The sequence below is a fragment of the Ensifer sp. D2-11 genome (genome assembly GCF_054161295.1).
Map to the genome: position 1 here is coordinate 1,979,133 of NZ_CP096433.1, position 22,253 is coordinate 2,001,385.

The 22,253-nt window shown below is 62.6% G+C and carries 16 protein-coding genes; 8 read left to right on the forward strand and 8 right to left on the reverse strand.

Annotation, left to right across the window (positions count from 1 at the left end; all coding sequences use genetic code 11):
* Nucleotides 1–125: 125 nt before the first annotated feature.
* Both M1D34_RS09620 and parC read right to left on the reverse strand, forming a co-directional pair.
* Nucleotides 126–464 carry a helix-turn-helix domain-containing protein gene (locus M1D34_RS09620; protein WP_013844272.1) on the reverse strand — a complete coding sequence of 113 codons (339 nt, stop codon included), beginning with the start codon at nt 462–464 and terminating at the stop codon, nt 126–128.
* A gap of 158 nt (nt 465–622) precedes the next feature.
* Complete coding sequence (gene parC / locus M1D34_RS09625; protein ID WP_003529331.1) at nt 623–2,899, reverse strand: DNA topoisomerase IV subunit A; 2,277 nt, start codon at nt 2,897–2,899, stop codon at nt 623–625.
* Between the two features lie 183 nt (nt 2,900–3,082).
* Here parC and M1D34_RS09630 point away from each other — a divergent pair, with 183 nt between their 5' ends.
* The 3 genes from M1D34_RS09630 to groL all read left to right on the forward strand — a co-directional run bounded on the left by M1D34_RS09630 (nt 3,083) and on the right by groL (nt 6,431).
* Nucleotides 3,083–4,273, forward strand: a complete 1,191-nt coding sequence (locus M1D34_RS09630; RefSeq protein WP_010969105.1) for an aq_1923 C-terminal domain — start codon at nt 3,083–3,085, stop codon at nt 4,271–4,273.
* A gap of 176 nt (nt 4,274–4,449) precedes the next feature.
* Nucleotides 4,450–4,668, forward strand: a complete 219-nt coding sequence (locus M1D34_RS09635) for a hypothetical protein (RefSeq protein ID WP_010969104.1) — start codon at nt 4,450–4,452, stop codon at nt 4,666–4,668.
* A 134-nt stretch (nt 4,669–4,802) separates the two neighbouring features.
* Nucleotides 4,803–6,431 carry a chaperonin GroEL gene (gene groL / locus M1D34_RS09640; RefSeq protein WP_498778831.1) on the forward strand — a complete coding sequence of 543 codons (1,629 nt, stop codon included), beginning with the start codon at nt 4,803–4,805 and terminating at the stop codon, nt 6,429–6,431.
* Between the two features lie 292 nt (nt 6,432–6,723).
* On the opposite strand, the gene M1D34_RS09645 is transcribed toward groL, so the two are convergent.
* The gene (locus M1D34_RS09645; protein ID WP_003529341.1) at nt 6,724–7,104 is read right to left on the reverse strand and encodes a rhodanese-like domain-containing protein; all 381 of its coding nucleotides are present in this window, start codon (nt 7,102–7,104) and stop codon (nt 6,724–6,726) included.
* A gap of 174 nt (nt 7,105–7,278) precedes the next feature.
* On the reverse strand, nt 7,279–9,066 hold the full coding sequence (gene aspS / locus M1D34_RS09650; protein WP_010969102.1) for an aspartate--tRNA ligase: 1,788 nt from the start codon (nt 9,064–9,066) through the stop codon (nt 7,279–7,281).
* 304 nt (nt 9,067–9,370) lie between these two features.
* Between aspS and M1D34_RS09655 the strand changes: the two genes are divergently transcribed.
* The 5 genes from M1D34_RS09655 (at nt 9,371) to M1D34_RS09675 (ending at nt 16,214) form a co-directional block, all read left to right on the forward strand.
* A complete protein-coding gene (locus M1D34_RS09655) occupies nt 9,371–10,606 on the forward strand; it encodes an MFS transporter (protein ID WP_010969101.1) in 1,236 nt (411 codons plus the stop codon).
* A 254-nt stretch (nt 10,607–10,860) separates the two neighbouring features.
* Nucleotides 10,861–12,255, forward strand: coding sequence for a multicopper oxidase family protein (locus tag M1D34_RS09660; protein WP_498778833.1), 1,395 nt, complete (start codon nt 10,861–10,863; stop codon nt 12,253–12,255).
* Between the two features lie 81 nt (nt 12,256–12,336).
* Nucleotides 12,337–13,488, forward strand: coding sequence for a ribonuclease D (rnd, locus tag M1D34_RS09665; protein ID WP_010969099.1), 1,152 nt, complete (start codon nt 12,337–12,339; stop codon nt 13,486–13,488).
* Nucleotides 13,489–13,693: 205 nt separating this feature from the next.
* Nucleotides 13,694–14,785, forward strand: a complete 1,092-nt coding sequence (cya2, locus tag M1D34_RS09670; protein ID WP_498778835.1) for an adenylate cyclase Cya2 — start codon at nt 13,694–13,696, stop codon at nt 14,783–14,785.
* Between the two features lie 70 nt (nt 14,786–14,855).
* Nucleotides 14,856–16,214: an esterase-like activity of phytase family protein gene (locus M1D34_RS09675; RefSeq protein ID WP_028010359.1), complete on the forward strand. Its 1,359-nt coding sequence runs from the start codon at nt 14,856–14,858 to the stop codon at nt 16,212–16,214.
* A gap of 340 nt (nt 16,215–16,554) precedes the next feature.
* Here the strand turns inward: M1D34_RS09675 and ppx are convergent, their stop codons facing one another.
* From ppx to M1D34_RS09695, 4 genes are all read right to left on the reverse strand, one after another.
* Nucleotides 16,555–18,078 (reverse strand): exopolyphosphatase, encoded by a 1,524-nt coding sequence (gene ppx, locus M1D34_RS09680; RefSeq protein WP_498778837.1) that lies wholly within the window; start codon nt 18,076–18,078, stop codon nt 16,555–16,557.
* 11 nt (nt 18,079–18,089) lie between these two features.
* Nucleotides 18,090–20,300, reverse strand: a complete 2,211-nt coding sequence (locus tag M1D34_RS09685) for an RNA degradosome polyphosphate kinase (protein WP_003529363.1) — start codon at nt 20,298–20,300, stop codon at nt 18,090–18,092.
* A 64-nt stretch (nt 20,301–20,364) separates the two neighbouring features.
* Nucleotides 20,365–21,054: a DnaA regulatory inactivator HdaA gene (hdaA, locus tag M1D34_RS09690; protein ID WP_010969096.1), complete on the reverse strand. Its 690-nt coding sequence runs from the start codon at nt 21,052–21,054 to the stop codon at nt 20,365–20,367.
* Nucleotides 21,055–21,109: 55 nt separating this feature from the next.
* The gene (locus M1D34_RS09695; protein ID WP_010969095.1) at nt 21,110–22,225 is read right to left on the reverse strand and encodes an AI-2E family transporter; all 1,116 of its coding nucleotides are present in this window, start codon (nt 22,223–22,225) and stop codon (nt 21,110–21,112) included.
* Nucleotides 22,226–22,253 lie beyond the last annotated feature (28 nt).

Genomic DNA, 22,253 nt, shown 5'->3' on the forward strand with positions numbered 1-22,253 from the left:
TGCGGAGCACCGCCACGAGTCCCCTTCGCCCCGCTTGCGGGGAGAAGGTGGCCGGCAGGCCGGATGAGGGGCACTTTGCACCGCGCGAGGATGCGAGCGACGACTCCACGTCGCTGTTCGGGCCACTATCGCTGTTCGGGCGTCCCGTCATCCCTGGAGGATTCCTGCATCTGCGACTGCATCGCCCAGAGCTCGCGATTGGTGTCGATCCACTCCGCGGCAATCTCGAGCGGCGCGGGATCGGCCTTGACGAGTTCCTTCCCGGCGTTCCACCGCCGGGCAACCAGCCCCGCTGTCTCCAGAACGGCCAGATGCCCCGCAAGGACATCCTGCCCGATGCCGATGGCCGCAGCGATACCCGCCGCGGGCGTTTCGCCGGCAAACAGGACTTCGAATATGCGGCGGCGCATCGGATCGGCCAGCGCCAGCAACGTATCGTCAAGAGCCGAGGTCATCGCGTTCATCTCGCCGCCGCATGGTCGCTCGAATCGGAGCCGATCTAAGGAACATGCAGGAGATCAAGGAATTACAGCGACTTTCAGGATAGCGAGGACACCGGCCCGCGCTATCCACCAACATTGATCCACGAACGCTCCGCGCTTGCAAGCCCGGTGTTACCGATCTAGCCGCTGAACTTGCCGCTCCGTGGGAAGCCCTTCGGGACGACCCTCCCGGCGCCGGCGCGATCACCCATCCACTCGATCAGTTCGTCCCTGGTCTTGGTGAAGACACGGCCGGCGCTGTCTTCCCAGGTAAGCCCTTCGGCGATTGCGAAAGAGCGGATATCGGAAACGCCGCCATCCTTGTAGCGCTGGAGACGCACGCCCTTGCCGCGCGCCATTTCGGGAACCTGGACCAGCGGGAAGACGAGCATCTTGCGGTTCTCGCCGACGACGGCGAGATGATCGCCCTTGACCGGAACGACGAGCTTGGCCTCGTCGGGCATGGTGACGTTCATCACCTGCTTGCCCTTGCGCGTGTTGGCGACGATATCGCTCTCGGTGACGACGAAGCCATTGCCGGCCGTGGACGAGACGATGAGCTTGCGTGCCGGATCGTGCACGAAGGCCGTCAGCACGTCCTGGTCGTTCTCCATATCGACCATGATGCGCAAGGGTTCTCCGTGACCGCGGCCGCCGGGCAGCTTGTCGCCGCCAAGCGTGTAGGCCTTCCCGCCCGTCGTGAAGATGAGAATCTTGTCCGTGGTCTGGGCGGGAAACGAAACCTTCAGTCCATCGCCGTCCTTGAACTGGAGCGAAGACGTATCGGCGATGTGCCCCTTCAACGCCCGGATCCAGCCTTTCTCCGAGATGACGACCGTGATCGGCTCTTTTTCGATCATCGCCTGCTGAATGGCTTCGACATCCGCGTCGGGCGCGTCGGAGAAGGTGCTGCGGCGCTTGCCGAGCTCGGTCGCCTTGGCGAATTTCTTCTTGACCTCGCCGATTTCCCAGGCGACCGCCTGCCACTGCTTGTCACCAGAGGCGAGCAACGCCTCGATTTCCGCCTTCTCCTTCGACAGCGAATCGAATTCGGTGCGGATCTCGAATTCTTCGAGCTTGCGCAGCGAGCGCAGCCGCATGTTGAGGATCGCTTCGGCCTGGACATCGGTGAGCCCGAAGCGCTCGATCATCACGGCCTTCGGCTCATCCTCCTCGCGGATGATGCGGATGACCTCGTCGATGTTGAGATAGGCGATGAGATAGCCGCCGAGAATCTCGAGCCGCCGATCTATTGCGGCGAGCCGGTGGCGCGAGCGCCGCTGCAGGACCTCCCGGCGGTGCGCCAGCCATTCGCTGAGCACCTCGTTGAGCGCCATGACCCGCGGTACGCGGCCCATCGACAGCACGTTCATGTTCAGCGGAATGCGGCTCTCGAGTTCGGTAAGCTTGAAGAGCGATTCCATCAGGATATTGGCGTCGACCGAGCGGCTCTTCGGCACCAGCACGACGCGGACGTCCTCGGCCGATTCGTCTCTGATATCCTCGAGAAGCGGCAGTTTGCGCGCGATGAGCAGCTCGGCGATCTTTTCTATCAGGCGCGACTTCTGAACCTGATAGGGAATTTCGGTGACGACGATCTGGAAGCCGCCGCGTCCCAGATCCTCTACCGCCCAGCGTGCCCGGACGCGAAAACCGCCTCGGCCGGTCCGATAGGACTCGGCCATGCTGGCGCGGCTCTCGACGATCACGCCCCCGGTCGGGAAATCCGGCCCTTCGATGCCGCCGCGCTGCGGATTGGCCGGATCGAACAGCAGATCCTCCACCGTCGCATCCGGATGCTTGATGAGATGGAGCGCCGCGTCGCAGAGTTCATGCGCATTGTGCGGCGGGATGGAGGTCGCCATGCCGACGGCGATACCGGACGCGCCATTGGCGAGCAGATTCGGGAAGGCACCGGGAAGCACGGTCGGCTCCTGGTCCTCCTCGTTGTAGGTCGGACGGAAATCGACCGCGTCCTGGTCGATCCCCTCCAGGAGGAGGGCTGCGACCTCGGTCATCTTCGCTTCGGTGTAACGGTAGGCGGCAGCGTTATCGCCGTCGATATTGCCGAAGTTGCCCTGGCCGTCGACGACCGGATAGCGCTGGGAGAAGTCCTGCGCGAGGCGCACCAGCGCGTCATAGACCGACTGGTCGCCATGCGGGTGGAACTTGCCGATGACGTCGCCGACGATACGGGCGCATTTCTTGAACGAGGAATTGGGCCTGAGGCCCATCTCGCTCATGGCATGAATGATCCGGCGATGGACCGGCTTCAGGCCGTCGCGGACATCCGGCAACGCGCGATGCATGATGGTCGACAGCGCATAGGCGAGATAGCGCTCTTCCAGCGCCGCCTTCAGGTCAACCGGCTGAATGTTGTCATCCCCGCCAGACGGCGGCAAAAGGCTTTGTCCCATATGTCCTTGCTACCTCAACAGGCGCGGAACGGCAAGAATTCCGGGCTATGCCACTGTGGAGAACGTCACCGGCGGGTGATCCCTGCCCCGCCCCCGCGCGAGTTTGCACTTGGCGGCAGAACTGCGCTTGCGTATCGTCCGGGCATGATCGACGCAATCAGAACGATTTCACAAGGAACTCCGATGATACATACGCGCAAAGTCCGCCTGATGCTGGCCAGCGCCGCCCTCCTTACCCTCGCCGGACCGGCCATGGCTCTGGACGGCGCGGACATGATGCAAAAGCTCAATGCAGCGACGTCGCCCAACGGCACTTCGGTGACCTACGATAAGGCGGAGGCCGACGGCGACGTGGTGACGGTCACCGGCATGAAGCTGCAGGTGGTGGCGAAGCCCGGCACGTCCATCGACATAGGCGAAGTGACGTTCGAAGGCGTCGAGGAAAAAGGCGGCGGCTACTATGCCGAGACCGTCTCCTTCCCGGATATCGCTGTCAGCGACAAGGATGCAAGCTTCTCGGTCAAGGACATCTCGATCGGCGGCCTGTCCATTCCGGGCAATGCGAGCGGTACCACGATCGATGACATCCTGCTTTATGAAACGGCCGGCACCGGCCCCATGACCGTAAACGTCAAAGGCAAGGACGTCTTCACCGCCGAGAGTACGGAAACCAATCTTACGCGGCAGGAAAACGATGCGGGTTTCGACTTCGACGCGACGCTTGCCGGAATCAAGGCGGATCTGTCGCAGATCGAGGATGCCAAGGCAAAGGAGGCGGTCGAGAAGCTTGGGCTGACGACGCTCGACGGCGGAGTCACGATGAAGGGCAGCTGGGAATTGCAAACCGGCAACCTTGCTCTCGACGAATACGCGCTGGACTTCAAGAATGTCGGCCGGCTGAATATCGCGATGGACTTATCCGGCTATACGCTGCAATTCATGAAGTCGTTGCAGGAGGCAGCCAAAGCGGCTGAGGCCAACCCGAACAGGAAGGAAGCCGACCAGGCGATGGCGCTGGCGATGCTCGGCCTCATGCAGCAGCTTACCTTCAACAGCGCCTCGATCCGCTTCGACGATGCATCGATCACGAAAAAGGCGCTCGACTACGCCGGCAGCCAGCAGGGCGTCACCGGCGAACAGCTGGCGCAATCGCTGAAGGGGCTCGTGCCGATCATGATGGCGCAGCTCAATCTCCCGGAACTGCAGAACCAGGTCTCCAGCGCCGTCAACGCCTTTCTCGACAATCCGAAGAGCCTGACGATCAGCGCTGAGCCGGAAAAACCCGTGCCGTTCCCGATGATCATGGGTGCTGCGATGGGGGCTCCCAACACCGTCCCGTCCGTGCTGGGCGTCAAGGTGACGGCGAACGACTGATTGCGCTTATGGCGCGGCCACATGCTGAACCCCCGGCGGCCTTGTCGCCGGGGGTTTTTTTCATCCGCCCGATCGATGATATGATGCGATGCTTGATGCTCGCACGCGATCGCCTATCTATTTTTGCGTGCCGACAGTTTGCGCATTCCCGACCGACCAAGCGGAAGGAGGACGCCATGGGACTGAAGCATTCGGATATCACCGCCATCCTCGGCCCTGTCGACGAAACGCTGATGGCTGAACTTCTCGCGACGGGCGCGACCGCGAGTGAACTTGCCGAAGCAATAGCATGGGTCAACAACGACGAGGCGCTGATCGGCGAAGGCCGCCATCTTCCGGCCGGCCGCGTTGCGGCGCTGATCGATATCCTGACGCCCGAGGACGACGAGGAGTGAATGCAATCGGCAGCGACGGGGGGAGCACGGCATGGCCTGCTCCCCCGTCAACCCGCGGCGCTGCAGGAGGAGCGTGCCGGCGACGCGAAAGAAGCACGAATACATTCGGGAATTCCGTGTGGAGGGAGGCATAAATGGCTGCCAAGGAAGTCAAATTCACCAGTGATGCCCGCGATCGGATGCTGCGCGGAGTGGACATCATGGCCAACGCGGTCCGCGTGACTTTGGGACCGAAGGGGCGGAACGTCGTCATCGACAAGTCCTTCGGTGCACCGCGGATCACCAAGGACGGGGTTTCGGTCGCCAAGGAAATCGAGCTCGAGGACAAGTTCGAGAATATGGGCGCGCAGATGCTGCGCGAAGTGGCGTCGCGCACCAGCGACATTGCCGGCGACGGCACCACCACTGCCACTGTACTCGCGCAGGCTATCGTCAGGGAGGGCGCCAAGGCCGTCGCATCGGGAATGAACCCGATGGATCTGAAGCGCGGCATCGATCTTGCCGTCGAGGCGATCGTCAAGGAACTCAGGAACAATGCCCGCAAGGTCTCCAAAAATGCCGAAATCGCCCAGGTCGCGACGATTTCGGCCAATGGCGATGCCGAAATCGGCCGTTACCTGGCCGAAGCGATGGAAAAGGTCGGCAATGAGGGCGTGATCACCGTCGAGGAGGCCAAGACCGCCGAGATCGAACTCGAAGTCGTCGAGGGAATGGAGTTCGATCGGGGATATCTGTCCCCCTATTTCATCACCAATCAGGAAAAGATGAGGGTGGAGCTGGAAGACTCCTACATCCTGCTTCACGAGAAGAAGCTCTCCAACCTGCAGGCGATGATCCCGATTCTCGAATCGGTCATCCAGTCCGGCAAGCCGCTCCTGATCATTGCCGAAGATGTCGAGGGAGAGGCGCTCGCCACCCTTGTCGTCAACAAGCTTCGCGGCGGCCTGAAGATCGCTGCGGTCAAGGCCCCGGGCTTCGGCGACCGTCGCAAGTCCATGCTGGAAGATATCGCGATCCTGACCGGCGGCACCGTCATTTCCGAGGAACTCGGGATCAAACTCGAAAACGCTACAATGGATACCCTTGGACGTGCGAAACGCATCATGGTGGACAAGGAGACGACGACGATCGTCGACGGCGCCGGGTCGAAGGAGGATATCGGCGGCCGCGTCGCACAGATCAAGGCACAGATCGAGGACACGACCTCGGACTATGATCGAGAGAAGTTGCAGGAGCGGCTCGCCAAGCTCGCGGGCGGCGTCGCGGTCATCCGCGTCGGCGGCTCGACCGAGGTCGAAGTCAAGGAGAAGAAGGACCGTGTCGACGATGCGCTGCATGCAACGCGCGCGGCGGTCGAGGAAGGCATTCTGCCCGGCGGCGGCGTGGCGCTGCTGCGGGTCGCGAGCGCGCTCAACGGTCTTGCCACCGCCAATGACGACCAGCGCGTGGGCATCGAGATCGTCCGCCGCGCAATCGAGGCACCCGTGCGTCAAATCGCCGAGAATGCCGGCGCCGAGGGATCGATCATCGTCGGGAAGCTGCGCGAGAAACAGGATTTCGCCTTTGGCTGGAACGCCCAGACCGGAGAATTCGGCGATCTCTTCCAAATGGGCGTCATCGATCCCGCGAAGGTCGTGCGCGCCGCGCTTCAGGACGCTGCCTCCATCGCCGGTCTTCTCGTGACGACGGAAGCGATGATCGCCGAGAAACCGAAGAAGGACGGGCAGCCGCAGATGCCGCCTGGCGGCGGAATGGACTTCTGAGAAGCGCGCTCGAGCGACGCACGCCCGATGAAGGCCGCCCCTCATCCCGCTGCCGCGACCTTCTCCCCGTACGACGGGGAGAAGGGACAAGCGGCGAGCCCCCGCGAGTCTCATTCGCCCCGCATAGCGACGCGCGGTTCGCCGCACACGGCTCTTCATCCCGCTGCGCGACCTTCTCTCCGTTCACGGGAGAAGAGACAAGCGGCGCGCCCCGCGAGTCTCCTTCGCCCCGCTTGCGGGGAGAAGGTGCCGGCAGGCGGATGAGGGGCGGAGTTCCGTTCGACGTGCGGGCTCAAGCCGGTTCTGTTTCGATACCGCCTTCCGCCAGATCCTTGAAGCCGCCGATGTTGTAGACGGCCGAGTATCCCATATCCTGCAGGGTCTTGCCCGCAAGAGCGGAACGGCCGCCGGAGGCACAATGCAGAAGGATGGTCTTGTCCTTCTGAAAGACTGGATTGTGATATTGGCTTTCCGGGTCTGCCCGAAACTCCAGCATGCCCCGCGAGACGTTTACCGCCCCCTTGATCCTGCCGGTTTGCTGGACTTCTGTCGGATCACGGACGTCCACGATCAACACATCACCGGAGCGCATCTTCTCGGCGGCCTCGGCGGGAGACAATTTCGGGACTGAGCCGTTTGCTTCCGCCAGCAGATCCTTGACGCTCTTGACCATTGTTCCCTCCAACCGATGAGTTGCACGGAAAGGAAACGCCTCGAAACACCCGCTGTCAAGGCGAGCGTCACGTACCGCATTCGGGGACACTCTCCTCCTGCGCTTCGAACAAGGAACCGGACCAAAGAAAAACCCGGCGAGATCGTCGCCGGGTTCGTTCGGTCTCGAAGAAGATCAATCCTTCTTCTGCGGGATCGGTCGGATCGAGAGTTCCCTGAGTTGCGCAGGCGTCGCCTGAGAAGGCGCGCCCATCAGCAGATCCTGGGCCTGCTGGTTCATGGGGAACAGCGAAATCTCGCGCAGGTTCTTGGCGCCGACCAGCAGCATGACGATGCGATCGATGCCGAAGGCCATTCCCCCATGCGGCGGGGCACCGTACTGGAACGCACGGTAGAGACCGCCGAACCGCTCTTCGACGTCGGCCTGGCTCAGGCCGACATTTTCGAAAGCCTTGACCATCAGTTCCGGCGACTGGTTACGGATCGAGCCCGAGGCGATCTCGAAGCCGTTGCAGACCATGTCGTACTGAAACGCCTTGATCGACAGGAGATCGTCGCTCGAAAGTGCCGTCAGACCGCCCTGCGGCATCGAGAAGGGGTTGTGGGCGAAGTCGACACGCTTTTCCTCCTCGTTCCATTCATAGAACGGGAAGTCCACGATCCAGCAAAGCTCATAGCGGTCCCGGTCGACGAGGTTCAGTTCCTCGCCGGCCCTGGTGCGGGCCTCGCCGGCGAACTTGTAGAACTTCGCCGGCTCGCCAGCCACGAAGAAGCAGGCGTCGCCATCTTCGAGGCCGAGCTGCGTGCGGATCGCATCGGTCCGCTCCTCGCCGATATTCTTGGCCAGCGGACCGGCGCCTTCGAGCTTCTCGCCCTCCTTGCGCCAGAAGATGTAGCCGAGGCCCGGCTGCCCCTGGCTCTGGGCCCAGGCATTCATGCGATCGCAGAATGCGCGGGAGCCGCCGGTCTTGGCGGGAATGGCCCAGATCTCCACCTTCGGGTTGGAGGCGATCATGTTGGCGAAGACCTTGAAGCCGGAACCGGCGAAATGCTCCGTGACTTCCTGCATCTCGATGGGGTTGCGCAGATCCGGCTTGTCGGAACCGTATTTGCGGATCGCCGTGTCGTAGGGGATACGCGGGAACTTGTCGGTCACCGGCTTGCCGCCGGCGAAATCCGAGAAGATTGCCCGGATCATCGGCTCCATGGCGTCCCAGACGTCTTCCTGCTCGACGAAGCTCATTTCGAGGTCGAGCTGGTAGAACTCGCCGGGCAGCCGGTCGGCGCGCGGATCCTCGTCGCGGAAACAGGGCGCGATCTGAAAGTAGCGGTCGAAGCCGGCGACCATCAGAAGCTGCTTGTACTGCTGCGGCGCCTGCGGCAGCGCATAGAAGTTGCCCGGGTGGATGCGGCTCGGCACCAGGAAGTCACGCGCACCTTCCGGCGAGGAGGCCGTCAGGATCGGCGTCGTATATTCGGTAAAGCCGATGTCGCCCATCCGCCGGCGCATTGCGGCGATGATCTCGGTGCGCCTGACGATGTTCTTGTGCAGCGTCTCGCGGCGGAGATCGAGGAAGCGGTATTTCAGGCGCACGTCTTCCGGATAGTCCGGCTCGCCGAACACCGGCAGCGGCAGTTCCTTGGCGGCCGAGAGAACCTCGATCTCGCGGGCATAGAGTTCGACCTCGCCGGTGGGCATGTTCTTGTTGACCGTATCGTCGGTGCGCGCCTTGACGGCGCCATCGACGCGAATGACCCATTCGCCGCGCACGGTCTCGGCGGTCTTGAAGGCCGGCGAATCCGGATCGGCGACGACCTGGGTCATGCCGTAATGGTCGCGCAGGTCGATGAAGAGCACGCCGCCGTGATCGCGGACGCGGTGAACCCAGCCGGAAAGGCGAACGGTGGAGCCGACATCCGACTTGCGGAGGGCGGCACAGGTGTGGCTGCGGTAACGGTGCATCGTATAGTCCCGGAATTGCTTAAAGGCCGCGCAGCTCGCAGAACGGCGCAGGGCGGCATGGTCAAAGTCGGGCGGAAAAGCGCATGATGCGCCGGTTTTGTCAAGGCCGCGGCGGCGCCGGCGGCAAGAGCGCTGCCCCGGTCGCACAAGTTGCCCGCTTCGACCACAGCCGCAAGCGGTACGGCGCAAATTTGGACACGAGTGGTCACAAATTGCTACTGTTCCCGCGCGTCAGCCACGGTTAAACAGGGGCAAGGGTCGCGTATCGCGCGAGTCGCGGCCGCAATCGGATGCCTTCTGTTCCATGTCCCAGATTCGCCCGCTCATCCCGCTGCTCGTCACCGCAGGCATTCTGATCGGCGGCAACGGGTTGCAGGGCACGTTCATTTCCTTGAGAGCACTCGAAGAAGGATTCTCGACCTCGCTGATCGGCGTGATCGGCGCCGGCTACAATGTCGGCTTTGCAATCGGCTGCGTCTACGTCACCCGCATTCTGAGGGCGATCGGCCATATCCGCACCTTTTCGGCGATGGCGGCCATCGCTTCCGCCGCTGCGATCGCCATGGTGCTCGTCATCGATCCGTGGTTCTGGTTCCTGATGCGGCTCGTCGCCGGCATCTGCTTCGCGAGCCTCTTCGCCACGGTCGAGAGCTGGTTGAATGCCAGCGTCACCAACGGCAACCGCGCGCGTACCCTTTCGATCTATCGCCTCGTCGATCTCGGCTCGGTGACGGCTGCACAATATGCAATTCCCGGCATCGGGATCGGCGGCTTCGAGCTTTTCGCCATCATCTCAATGGCGCTGACGCTTTCGCTCGTGCCGATCTCCTTTGCCGATCGGTCGAGCCCGGTCGCACCGGAAGCGATACGCTTCGACGTGAAGGCGCTCTGGAACATCTCGCCGCTGGCCACCATCGGCTGCATCGTCGTCGGCCTCACCAATGCCGCGTTCCGCTCGCTCGGCCCTATCTATGCGCAGGAGATCGGCCTTTCGGTGACGGCGATCGCAACCTTCATGAGCGCCGGCATCATCGGCGGCGTCGTGCTTCAATATCCGCTGGGATACTACTCCGACCGGATCGACCGCAGGCTGATCATCCTGATCGCCACCTTCGGCTCCCTTCTCGCGGGGCTCTTCCTCGCCTTCGTCGCCGGGAGCGACGAGTGGTTGAACTTCGCCGGCATCTTCGCCTTCGGCGCATTCGCGATGCCGCTCTTCTCGCTCTGCTCCGCGCATGCCAACGACCATGCGGCCGAAGGCCAGCATGCGCTCGTCTCCGCCGGCATGCTCTTTTTCTGGTCGCTCGGAGCCATCATCGGGCCGCTCCTCGCATCCTTCCTGCTCGAGATCTTCGAACCGCCGGTGCTCTTCATCTACACGGCAGCAATCCTGGCGCTCTTCATGGCCTACACGATCCGGCGCATGACGGCGCGCAAACCCGTTCCAACCGAGGAAAGGTCGATGCGGTTTCGCAGCCTTCTGCGCACGTCGTCCTTCTTCAACAAGCTTGCGGGCGGCCAGACGCGGAAAGAGCCTTGATCCGATAAGACTGCAGCTAGAGCGGGATGAGGAAAAGTGAGTGCGGTTTTCCGCCCGCATCCCGCGTCTCAACTTCTCGGAATCGATCACGATGTTTTAGGTCGACCCGGCCTAAAACATCGTGATCTACGCGCCGCTGCCGAATTGCTGAAAGTGAAAATCAGGTTTAATAACGGACCGGACCGTCTTTCGGGGGCGAAGCGTGCTTGCCGCGCCGCTCCCCTCCCTCCGGAAATAGACACGCAAAGATACCGATGCTCAATCGCCGAATGTTTCTCCAGGGTTCAGCCGCGCTTGGCGGCGCCTTCACGCTCGGCGCCGGTCTCGCCGAGAGGGCGGGCGCAGCCCCCGATCCGCAGATCCTGACGGCGCGGTTCGCCGAGGCGCAGATCGCGGCCGGCGGCGTCACCCCCCGGGTCATGACCTATGATCCGGGCGATCCGGCAAGCACCGCCATGCCGCCCGTTTTGAGGATGCGCAAGGGCGAGCCCTTCGCGGCGAGGCTGGTCAACCGTCTGGACGAGCCGACGACCGTCCACTGGCATGGACTGAGGATCGCCAATGCGATGGACGGCGTGCCGGAAATGACGCAGCCCTATGTCTATCCCGGCGACGGCTTCGACTATCTCTTCACACCGCCGGACGCCGGCACCTTCTGGTACCACCCGCACTGCAATACGCTGATGCAGATGGGGAGCGGCCTGACTGGCGTGATCGTCGTCGAGAACCCGGAGGATCCGAGCTTCGATTCCGAGATCGTTCTCAACCTCAGGGACTGGCGGCTCGGCACGAGCGGCGAGTTCATCGCCCCTTTCAAACCGCGGGATGCGGCGCGCGGCGGGACCTATGGAACGGTGAGAACCGCGAACTGGCAGCGCGAGCCGGTCTACGACGCTCCCGCCGGCGGGCTCGTCCGCGTGAGAATCGCCGCAACCGACGTTACGCGCATCTACACGATCGGGCTCGAAGGCGCAGAGGCCAGGGTGATCGCCCTCGACGGCAACCCGGTCGAAATCCCCTTCGCGCTCGACCGGCTCGACCTCGGCCCCGGCCAGCGCGTCGATCTTGCCCTCCGCATGCCGCAGAGCGAGGGCCAGCACGCACGGCTTGGCAATTTCCGCGGCTCCAGCCCCTGGACGATCGCAGCCTTCCGGGCAGTCGGCACTTCGCTGAAGCGGGAGCTCGGGGATATCGCACCTCTGCCCCCGAACCCCGTTGCCGAAGCCGACATTTCCACGGCCAAGCGTATTCCGATCGACCTGACCGCTACTGCCGAGCACGAGCCGGCCGCTTCGATCTGCGGTTCGCTCGGTTATACGTTCTGGGCGATCAACAAGGTTCCGTGGCCAGGTGACACGCCCGATCCGGTCGCCCCCATCGAGGAACTCAAATTCGGGAAAAGCTATGTGCTGGAGATCGCCAACCGCACGCCGCATGCCCATCCGATCCATCTGCATGGGCTGAGCTTCCGCATCCTCGCCTCTAACAGGCGGAGCGTGCTGCCGCCGCCGACCGACACGATCCTGCTCTTGCCGGACGAACAGGCGCAGCTCGCACTGGTCGCGGACAATCCCGGCGACTGGGTCTTCCATTGCCATATCATCGAACATCAAAAGACCGGGATGTCGGCTTATTTCCGGGTCGCCTGACAATTTCGATTGTGACAGGTGCCGTGAAACGGTACACGGGGAAACTCAAAGCCGCATTTTTGCCACAGTGATTAAAGCCCGATGATTCAAACGACAGCAGATCTTGAGGCCGCCTGCCGAGAGCTGGCCCGTTCAAGCTATATTACGATCGATACGGAGTTCCTGCGCGAAACCACGTTCTGGCCGGTGCTGTGCCTCATTCAGATGGCAAGCCCGGAAATGGCAGTGATCGTCGATCCGATGGCACCCGGGATCGACCTCGCCCCGTTCTTCGCGCTGATGAGCAACCCGGATGTCGTGAAGGTGTTCCACGCCGCCAGGCAGGACATCGAGATCATCCACCATCTCGGAAATCTCATTCCTCATCCGATCTTCGATACGCAGGTGGCCGCGATGGTTTGCGGCTTCGGTGACAGCGTGTCCTATGACCAGCTCGTCAACCGCATCAAGAACGAGCAGATCGACAAGTCGTCCCGCTTCACCGATTGGAGCCGCAGACCGCTCACCGACAAGCAGCTCGACTATGCGCTGGCGGACGTGACGCATCTGAGGGATATCTACCAGTACCTCACCAAGGAACTGGATCGCGAGGGACGCTCCTCATGGCTTGCGGAGGAAATGGCGATCCTCGAAAGCCGGGAGACCTACGATCTCCACCCGGACAATGCCTGGCAGCGGCTGAAGATGCGGGTGAAGAAACCCATCGAGCTCGCCGTCCTGCAGAAGGTGGCGGCGTGGCGCGAACGCGAAGCGCGCGCCCGCAACGTGCCGCGCGGGCGAATTATCAAGGATGATGCGATCTATGAGATTGCGCAGCAGCAGCCGAAGGATGCCGAGGCGCTCGGACGCCTCAGGACCATTCCCAAGGGTTGGGAGCGCTCCAGCGCGGGGACGGCCCTCATCGAGGCAGTCGGCGAAGCCCTTGCGATCCCGAGGGGCGAGCTGCCGCGCCTGCCGCGCCAGAACCACGCACCCGAGGGCGCTGCGGCGGCGAGCGAGCTGCTCAAGGTGCTGCTGAAACTCATCTCCGAAAAGGAGGGAGTCGCGGCCAAGATCATCGCCAACAGCGACGATCTCGACAGGATCGCAGCCGAGGGCGAAGGTGCGGACGTCGCCGCGCTCAAGGGCTGGCGGCGTGAGCTCTTCGGCATGACGGCGCTGAAACTCATCAACGGCGAGGTGGCATTGCGCTTCGTCGACAAAAAAGTCGAGGCGATGGAAATCGGCGGTTGAAAACCGCCGCTCGACGACAACTTTCCGCCCGAATCTGAGCTTAGCCGAGACATTTCGAGGGCTGATCGCCGCCGCCCGGCCCCGCGGGCTTCAACTGCATGTGTCCTTTCAGGACAAAACATGTAGCAACTCAAATTGCTCCGGCGACCTTTGCGTGCCTGATAAGACGCGCGGCGCTGTAAATTCTCGATTTCGAGGCTGTCACATGCGCTGGAGATTTTCCACGCTCGAGATCATCCTGTTGCTGCTCGTCGTCGCCGGCAGCGGCATGGCCTATGCGTGGGTCGTCTACGGCGGCGGCGGCCTGATCGGCGCAACCTATGCACTCTTCATGTGCATGCCGATTCTCGCCTTTGAACGGCACATCATCTTCCGGCGCCTTTACCGGAGAATCCACGGATCGCCGACGCCGGCGTTTCTTCTCTCGTCCCTCGCCGTCTACTTCATATTCGTCAACGTCGGATACGCAGCCGCCGGGCTGCTTTTGCACGTCGCCGGCGTCATGCGTGAAAGCAGGACGGACGCGATGCTGCCATCGCTCAACGTGCTGGTGTACGCACTTGCGACCTCCGGTCCGATCATCTTCGTGCTCAGGGTGCGCGAATTGCTCGGCCGCGACGTTTTCCTGAGTCTCCTGACCGGACGATACCGCAAGCCGGTGCAGGAGGAACGCGTGTTTCTTTTCATCGATCTCGCCGGATCGACATCGCTTGCCGAGCGCTTCGGCGACCTGCGCATGCAGGAATATTTGGGAAAGCTGTTTGCAGCCATGGCTGATCCCGTGCTGCGCTATGGCGGGTCCATCGACGACTATGTCGGCGACGCTGCCGTGATCACCTGGCCTTACGATCGCGCTGTCGCGGATGCAGCCTGCATCCGCTGCGTGTTCGACATTCTGGAGCAGATCGAAGCGGACGCCCATCGCTGGCGAAAAGACTACGGCGAGGTGCCGAGCCTGCGTGCCGCTCTGCATGGCGGCACGATCGTTGCCGCGGAGATCGGCGTCGACAAGCACAAGATCACCTATTTCGGCGACACGGTGAACACGACGGCACGCCTCGAGGGCCTGTGCCGAACGCTCGACCGCCAGGTCTTGATCTCAGCCGATCTGCTGCGGCGCTTGCGCCCGCCCGTCTTCGTGCGCGCCGAGGATCTCGGCGAGCATGAGGTCAAAGGTCGTGGCCAGAAGCTCGCGGTTCTGTCGCTCACGGCCGGTTCGCTCAGCGGCGACGGCGCCACGGAACCAGCCGGGGAGCCCGTTGGCAGTCCGGCCGCCGAGGCTTTCACCTCGCTGTAAGACAAACATCAAACAGTTGTCATCGAAGCCGCCTATCGGGTTCACCTGCACTCCAACCCGAGGTGAACTTATGACGAAATCCATCCTTGCCGCCATGGCGCTGACCCTGCTGGCGTCGAGCGCCGCGCTTGCCGAGGAAAAGGCCTTCCCTGCAAGGCTCGAGGCGCATGCGATCCTTCCCGCAAACACCATCATCGCCGCGCCGGCGGATGCCGCGGACTACCTCAAGACCTCGGGCAAGTTCTCGACCGCCGACCGCAAGCGCGCCGCCGAACTGGGCAGCGTCGCCGGCAAGGATGGCGTTCGCCCGACCGGTTTGTCGCTTCCCTTCAACGGCCAGCCGATGCAGGGCTTCTCCGGCATCAAGGCGATGGAGGACGGCACTTTCTGGAGCCTTTCGGACAACGGCTTCGGCAACAAGCTCAACTCGACCGACGCCATGCTGATGCTCCACCATCTCAAGATCGACTGGGACGCCGGCAGGGTCGAGGCGTTGAAGACCCTGTTCCTGTCCGACCCCGAGCGCAAGGCCCCCTTCCCCATCGTCATGGAAGGCTCGGCCACCCGCTATCTCACGGGCGGCGACTTCGACGTCGAATCGATCCAGCCGGTCGCCGACGGCTTCTGGGTCGGTGAGGAATTCGGCCCCTACATCCTGAAGTTCGACCTTGACGGCAAGCTCACCGACGTCATTGCGACTGTTGTCGGCGGCAAGCCCGTGCTCTCGCCCGACAATCCGGCACTGACGCTGCAGGCAGACCCCTCCAAGAAGGCACCGGACTTCAACCTGAAGCGCTCCGGCGGTTACGAAGGTCTGGCACTTTCGAAGGACGGCTCGAAGCTCTACGGACTGCTCGAAGGGCCGATCTGGGCAGACAGCGAGTCGGTGGAAGAGGCGGAGGGCCGGCCGGCGCTGCGGATCGTCGAGCTCGACGCCGGCAGCAAGGCCTGGACCGGGCGCAGCTGGCTGTATCCGCTGGCCGAAGGCGGTGAAGCGATCGGCGATTTCAACATGCTCGACGAGAAGACTGCGCTGGTGATCGAGCGCGACAACGGCGCCGGCACCGTCGACAAGGCCTGTGCGGACCCCAAGAACCCGCAGCCGGATTGCTTTGCCGTCGGATCGAAGCTGAAGCGTGTCTACAAGATTGCCATGGACGATGAAAACGTCGGCAAGGCCGTGCGCAAGATCGGCTATGTCGACCTGCTGAAAATCGCCGATCCGGACAACCGCAAGCGCCAGGGCGGCGGCGAGGGCTATTACGACATGCCCTTCGTCACCATCGAGAATGTCGACCGCGTGGACGAGACGCATATCATCGTCGGCAACGACAACAACCTGCCTTTCTCCGCCGGGCGTTCCCTCGACAAGGCGGACGACAATGAATTCGTGTTGCTCGAAGTGGGCGAATTCCTGAAGGCCGAATAGAGCGCGGTCCCCTCGGTACGTCCTGTAAGCCGGGCTTGCTTTCCGGCAGCAGACATCGGTGTAACACCCACTCCTCCTACCCTCATTCCTGTGCCTGTCACAGGAATCTAGTCGGCCCAAGTCCTTGGGCCGGAAAGGCTTTTCCGCACCGCAGACGCGGCGCTGCTGGATCTCTGTGACAAGCACAGAGATGAGGGCGGAGGGTGCGGTCCCACTCCGCCCTGACCCTCATTCCTGTGACAAGGCAAGCACAGGGATGTGGGATGAGGTCACAGGGTTGAGGGCGCACGGTTGTGCCGCACGTCCTTGGCGCGTCGAGCGCGAACGTTCGAAAGAGCAATCAGCGCTCGAAGGAGAAGGCGAGCTTCTTGCCGGTAAGCTTGCCGAGCTGCTGGAGCCGGCCGTCGAGGCGTTCGCCCTCGAAGTCGACATAGGCTGCCGGGACGACGAATTCGAGATCGATGTCGGGCTTCGAAGATCGCCGGAGCGTGAGGTGGCGCGCCACACCCGGCATGGAGGCCGAAAAGAGATAGGCGACGCGCAACAGCCCGCCCAGGAGCTTCGCCAGTTCGTGCAGGCGCGGCGTCGTGATGCCGGCGAGCGGGCTCGTGGCGCCGTCGTCGTTGAGCCCTTCGAAGCGATAGTAATTCGCGAGCGCGATATAGGCCCGCCCCGCATGGGTGATGCCCGTGAAGGCCGAGTGCGCAATGATGTTCAGCGCCTGCAGACCGCGATAGTCGGGATGCGCCCGCCAGCTGATATCCGCCAACAAACAGGCGGCCTGACGGTAGCGCCTCTCCTCTTCCGTCTCCTCGACGCCGAAGAACGGCACCAGGCGGCCGGTCCATTCGGCGAGCTCGCGCGCATGCTCGGGCGAGCGGGCGCGAAGGATGGCGAGTTCGTCGGCAGCGGTCAGCAGCGGGTCCTGCCGGCGCTCCTCCTCGGAAAGCAGCGAAAAGAGATAGCCCTCGCGGACGCCGAGCGCGGAAAAGGAGATGCGCTCGGGTTGCATGATGGAGATTGCCTCCTGCATCGTCACCGCCCCGTAGGGCAGCAGGCTCCGGCGGCTCTTGGAAATCGTCGCATAGGCGGAGGGCTTGATATTCTTCGGCTCGATCACTTCGGCAAGGATCGCCAGCGCTTCGTCATAGGAGATTTCGTAACCCTGCATCATGTGCAGCGGGTAATTGTGCATCTCCATGTGCAGCTTGGCGATCGCTCGCCAGGTTCCGCCCACGGCGTAGAACGTGCGTCCGGTCCCCTTCTTCAGGACCTCGGCATTTTTCATGAACTTGCGTACCCAGGTCCGCGCCTTGCTGAGCGAGCCGCTCGAATGTTCGAAGAGGCGAATGCCGCCCAGCGGCAGCGTTATGCCTTTGCCGATCCGCTTGCCGTTTACATCGACAAGCTCGAGCGAGCCGCCGCCGAGATCGCCGACGACGCCATCCGGCTCGTGGTAGCTGCTGACGATGCCCATCGCCGAATAATAGGCTTCCTCCTCACCGCTCAGGATCTTCACCCTTTGCCCGAGGATGGCTTCCGCCCTTTCGATGAAGGCCGCTCCGTTGGTGGCCTCCCGCGCCGCAGCGGTCGCGAGCACATACATCTCGGTCGCGCGCGCTTGGTCGGAGAGCGCACGAAAGCGGTGCAGCGCCCTCAGCGCCCTCGCCACGCTTTCCTCCTCCATTCGGCCGGTCGCATCGATGCCCTTGCCGAGGCCGCACATCACCTTCTCGTTGAAAAGCATCGCCGGCGAACGGCTCAGCCCTTCATAGACGACGAGACGAATGGAGTTGGAGCCGATATCCACAACGGAGACCGGGCGGATACCGGGCAGACGTCCCTGCGCTTCAGATTCGACCATGCAATTCCAGTTTACTTGTGCCAGCCGCTCTTCCAGCCGGCGATCAGCTTCGGTGCACTGGATTTCAGAGCCTCACCCCGGCCCGAAAGGCTCGGATTGGTCATGAAATAATGCTGAGCGTTGAACGGCTCGGCGTCCTTGCCGACTTCCATGCGGCGCGAGGTGCCGTCCGGAAGAATCTCGTAGCTCTGCTGGTTGTCGATGAGATTGCCCAGCATGATCTGCGAAAGAACCTGTTCGTGCACAGTGCGGTTGATGAGAGGAACGAGCGTCTCCACCCGCCTATCCAGATTGCGCGGCATCATATCCGCCGAGCCGATATAGACAAGCGCATTCTCCGATGGAAGTCCATGTCCGTTGCCGAAGCAGAAAATTCTTGAATGCTCCAGGAAGCGGCCGACGATGGATTTGACGCGGATGTTGTCGGAGAGCCCGGGCACCTGCGGCCTGAGACAGCAGATGCCGCGCACGACGAGATCGATCACGACGCCCGCGCAGCTTGCCTTGTAGAGCGCATCGATGATTTCCGGATCCACCAGGGAGTTCATCTTCATCCAGATCGACGCCGGACGCCCGGCTTGCGCATGGACGATCTCCTCCTCGATGTGCTTGAGGATGCGCGGACGCAGCGTATGCGGTGAGACCGCGAGTTTCATGCCCCCTTCCGGCTCGCCGTAGCCGGTGATGAAGTTGAAGATGTTCGCCATGTCGTGGGCGATCACCGGGTTGCAGGTGAAGAACGACAGGTCGGTGTAGATTTTCGCCGTGACCGGGTGGTAGTTGCCGGTACCGAGATGGCAATAGGTCCTGAGCTTGCCCTCCTCCCGGCGCACCACCATCGACATCTTTGCGTGGGTCTTCAATTCGATGAAGCCGAAAACCACCTGCACGCCGGCGCGCTCGAGGTCGCGCGCCCAGCGGATATTTGCCTCCTCGTCGAAGCGCGCCTTCAGCTCGACAAGCGCGGTCACCGACTTGCCGGCCTCGGCGGCATCGATCAGCGCGCGCACGATCGGGCTGTCGTTCGAGGTCCGGTAGAGCGTCTGCTTGATCGCCAGTACGTCCGGATCGCGCGCAGCCTGCAGCAGGAACTGCACGACGACGTCGAAAGATTCGTAGGGGTGGTGGACCACCATGTCCTTTTCGCGGATGGCCGCAAGACAGTCGCCCGCGTGTTCGCGTACGCGTTCCGGGAAGCGCGGGTTGTAGGGCTCGAAGCGCAGATCCTCGCGCGGCGCCTTGGTGATTTCCGAAAGCGTATTCAGCGCCAGCAGGCCAGGCAGTACCGCGACGCGATTTTCGGGAACGCCGAGTTCCTGCACGACGAACTGACGCAGCGAAGCCGGCATTTCGGAATCGGTCTCGATACGGATCACCGACCCGCGACGGCGGCGCTTGAGGGCCGTCTCGAAAAGGCGCACGAGGTCTTCGGCTTCCTCCTCGACTTCGATGTCGCTGTCTCGAATGATGCGGAACGTGCCCGACCCCTTCACCTCGTAGCCGGGGAAAAGCCGGTCGATGAACTGGCTGACGACGTCTTCGAGGGTGATGTAGCGGATGACGTTCTTGACGTCCGGCAGGCGAACGAAGCGATCGAGCGCCACGGGCAGGCGCAGCAGTGCCGTCATCGGGTCGCGCCCGGTCTTGCTGACGAGCTGCAGGCCGATCGAGAAGCCGAGATTGGGAATGAACGGGAACGGATGTGCCGGGTCGATCGAGAGCGGCGTCAGCACGGGGAAGATCGCCTGGTCGAATTCATTCGCGAGCCAGCTGCGATCCTGCGCGGAAAGCGAAGCCGGACGGACGATGAGGATATCTTCCTTGGCGAGATATTGCTGCAGGACGGCAAGCGATGCCTGCTGCTCCATCTGCAGATTGTCGACCTCCGTCAGAATGCTCTCGAGCGTTTCCGCCGGCGTCAGGCCGTCCGGGCTGCGCAGCGAAAGCCCGGAACGGACCTGGCCCTCCAGACCCGCGACGCGGACCATGAAGAATTCATCGAGATTGGCGGCGGAGATCGATAGAAAACGGACGCGCTCCAGAAGGGGATGCGCCGTGTTCAGCGTCTCCTCGAGGACCCGGCGGTTGAACTGAAGCCAGGAGAACTCGCGGTTGACGAAGCGCTCGGGGCTCTTGAGAAGGTCCAGCGCCTCGGCCGGCGCCTCACGCTTCTGCTCGGCAGATGCCTCGTGTTCCGTGATTGCAGACGTTGCGCTGTCCATGCCTGTAAAGCCCCATTACTCCGAACGAACGAGCTAACCCAGTTTGACGACGGAACTGTGACAGTCAATCGGAGAGGCTTGTATTTGCAAGCTCTTCCAGGACTTCCGCCGCCAGGGCGCGGGTCGGCCGCGTTCCGCGCGCAAGCGCCAGATGATCTATCCGCTCGACGATGGTCTGTGCCGCCTCCAGCGAGCGTTCCATCCGCGCGACGACGTAGCCGACCAGGCGCTCGTCGACCAGGAGCTGGCGGTCGGCAAAAAGCTTGGTGAGCACCTGCACGAGCAATTCGTCGTCGGGCTCGCCGATTTCGACCACGGTGGCAGCCTTGAGGCGCGACTTGAGGTCAGGAAGCCCCACCGGCCATGACATCGGCCATAGCCGTGACGTCATCAAAAGCGCCGTGCCGTTCTGGCGCACGCTGTTGATGACATGGAAGAGAGCCGCATCGTCGAAGCCCTGCCGGTCGGCATCCTCGAAGAGGACCGGCTTTTCCGCGGCGATATCGGCGGCGTTCGAGCCGGCAAAGGGATGTATCGGCTCCGCTCTGGCCTTTTCGCGCCAGATGCCCGCAAGGTGCGATTTGCCGGAACCGACCGGCCCGCAGATGATGACCACCGGCGACGGCCAGGCGGGCCAGTGATCGACGATGGAAATGGCCGCGCTCAACCGGTCCGAGACGAGCAGGTCGTCGCGACCGGTTGCGGGCGCATGGCCAAAGACCAAAGGCAATTGTTCGGACAGATGTCTCTTCATGCATTACCCGTGAGCATTCACATTTTGAAGCTACGCACTTCCGCACCGAAAAGCTCTAGCCGTGGCTCTCCGGCTCCTTGTGAACGGCTGTTCTATGCCCGTGATAGAGATCGCTATCAAGGTACCGCTGGATGCCGAAGCGGACAAGCACACCGATCGCGGCCGCCGCGGGCACCGCCACGAGCAGGCCGACGAAGCCGAAGAGCGCGCCGAACGCAAGCAGGGCGAACATCAGCCAGACCGGGTGCAGCCCGACGCTTTTGCCGACCAGTTTCGGCTGCAGAATATTGCCTTCGAGAAACTGGCCGCTGAAGAAAACGGCGAGAACCAAAAGGATCCAGACATAGTCCGGCCAGAACTGAACGAGCGCGACGCCGAGCGCAAGCACGAGGCCGACCAGCGATCCCACATAGGGAATGAAACTGATCATGCCGGCGAAGAGGCCGATCAGGAGGCCGAAATTGAGCCCCACCATCGTCAGCCCGATCCCGTAATAGAGGCCGAGGATCAGGCAGAGCGAGCCCTGGCCGCGGACAAATCCGGCGATGGTCGTATTCATGTCGCGAGCGATCTGCCGCACGACCTCGACGTAATCGCGCGGTATCCAGCTGTCGACCCTGTCGACCATACGGTCCCAGTCGAGCAGCAGATAGAAGGCGACGACAGGGGTGATGACGAACAGGGACAGGATATTGAGAAGTGCCAAGCCGGAGTTCCAGATCTGCTGGAACAGCGTGCCGAGGAAGCTAGCGCCTTGCTCCAAAAGCTTGGCCGAGTTCTGCTTGATGGTCGTCATCTGGCCGGCGAGCCAGTCCGGCAACAGCGTCGACTGGCTGTCGGTCAGGAATTCCTGAAGCCTGGTGATGTAACCCGGCATTTTCTGAATGAATTCGGCAGCCTGCGTGACGACCAGCGGAACGATGATCATCAGCGACAGCGCCAGCACGACGACGAAGGCGACCAGGATGGCGATCGTCGCCATCAGCCGGCTCAGACCGAGCCGCTCCAGGCGATCGGCTACAGGATCGAGAAAATAGGCGAGCGCCATGCCGGCGAGGAAGGGCAGAAGAATGGAACTGAACACCAGCAGGAAGGCAATGAAGCCGACAAGCACCAGCAGCCAGAAAAAGATCTGGCGCTGAAGTCCCATACTGCTGACCCGATCGCCCATGACGGCCCCCGTTGCGCGCGGCACACCG

What these genes read in the sequence shown, in the direction of transcription:
- M1D34_RS09620 (WP_013844272.1), bottom strand. Translation starts at nt 464, where the DNA reads ATGAACGCGATGACCTCGGCTCTTGACGATACGTTGCTGGCGCTGGCC.
- parC (WP_003529331.1), bottom strand. Translation starts at nt 2,899, where the DNA reads ATGGGACAAAGCCTTTTGCCGCCGTCTGGCGGGGATGACAACATTCAG.
- M1D34_RS09630 (WP_010969105.1), top strand. Translation starts at nt 3,083, where the DNA reads ATGATACATACGCGCAAAGTCCGCCTGATGCTGGCCAGCGCCGCCCTC.
- M1D34_RS09635 (WP_010969104.1), top strand. Translation starts at nt 4,450, where the DNA reads ATGGGACTGAAGCATTCGGATATCACCGCCATCCTCGGCCCTGTCGAC.
- groL (WP_498778831.1), top strand. Translation starts at nt 4,803, where the DNA reads ATGGCTGCCAAGGAAGTCAAATTCACCAGTGATGCCCGCGATCGGATG.
- M1D34_RS09645 (WP_003529341.1), bottom strand. Translation starts at nt 7,104, where the DNA reads ATGGTCAAGAGCGTCAAGGATCTGCTGGCGGAAGCAAACGGCTCAGTC.
- aspS (WP_010969102.1), bottom strand. Translation starts at nt 9,066, where the DNA reads ATGCACCGTTACCGCAGCCACACCTGTGCCGCCCTCCGCAAGTCGGAT.
- M1D34_RS09655 (WP_010969101.1), top strand. Translation starts at nt 9,371, where the DNA reads ATGTCCCAGATTCGCCCGCTCATCCCGCTGCTCGTCACCGCAGGCATT.
- M1D34_RS09660 (WP_498778833.1), top strand. Translation starts at nt 10,861, where the DNA reads ATGCTCAATCGCCGAATGTTTCTCCAGGGTTCAGCCGCGCTTGGCGGC.
- rnd (WP_010969099.1), top strand. Translation starts at nt 12,337, where the DNA reads ATGATTCAAACGACAGCAGATCTTGAGGCCGCCTGCCGAGAGCTGGCC.
- cya2 (WP_498778835.1), top strand. Translation starts at nt 13,694, where the DNA reads ATGCGCTGGAGATTTTCCACGCTCGAGATCATCCTGTTGCTGCTCGTC.
- M1D34_RS09675 (WP_028010359.1), top strand. Translation starts at nt 14,856, where the DNA reads ATGACGAAATCCATCCTTGCCGCCATGGCGCTGACCCTGCTGGCGTCG.
- ppx (WP_498778837.1), bottom strand. Translation starts at nt 18,078, where the DNA reads ATGGTCGAATCTGAAGCGCAGGGACGTCTGCCCGGTATCCGCCCGGTC.
- M1D34_RS09685 (WP_003529363.1), bottom strand. Translation starts at nt 20,300, where the DNA reads ATGGACAGCGCAACGTCTGCAATCACGGAACACGAGGCATCTGCCGAG.
- hdaA (WP_010969096.1), bottom strand. Translation starts at nt 21,054, where the DNA reads ATGAAGAGACATCTGTCCGAACAATTGCCTTTGGTCTTTGGCCATGCG.
- M1D34_RS09695 (WP_010969095.1), bottom strand. Translation starts at nt 22,225, where the DNA reads ATGGGCGATCGGGTCAGCAGTATGGGACTTCAGCGCCAGATCTTTTTC.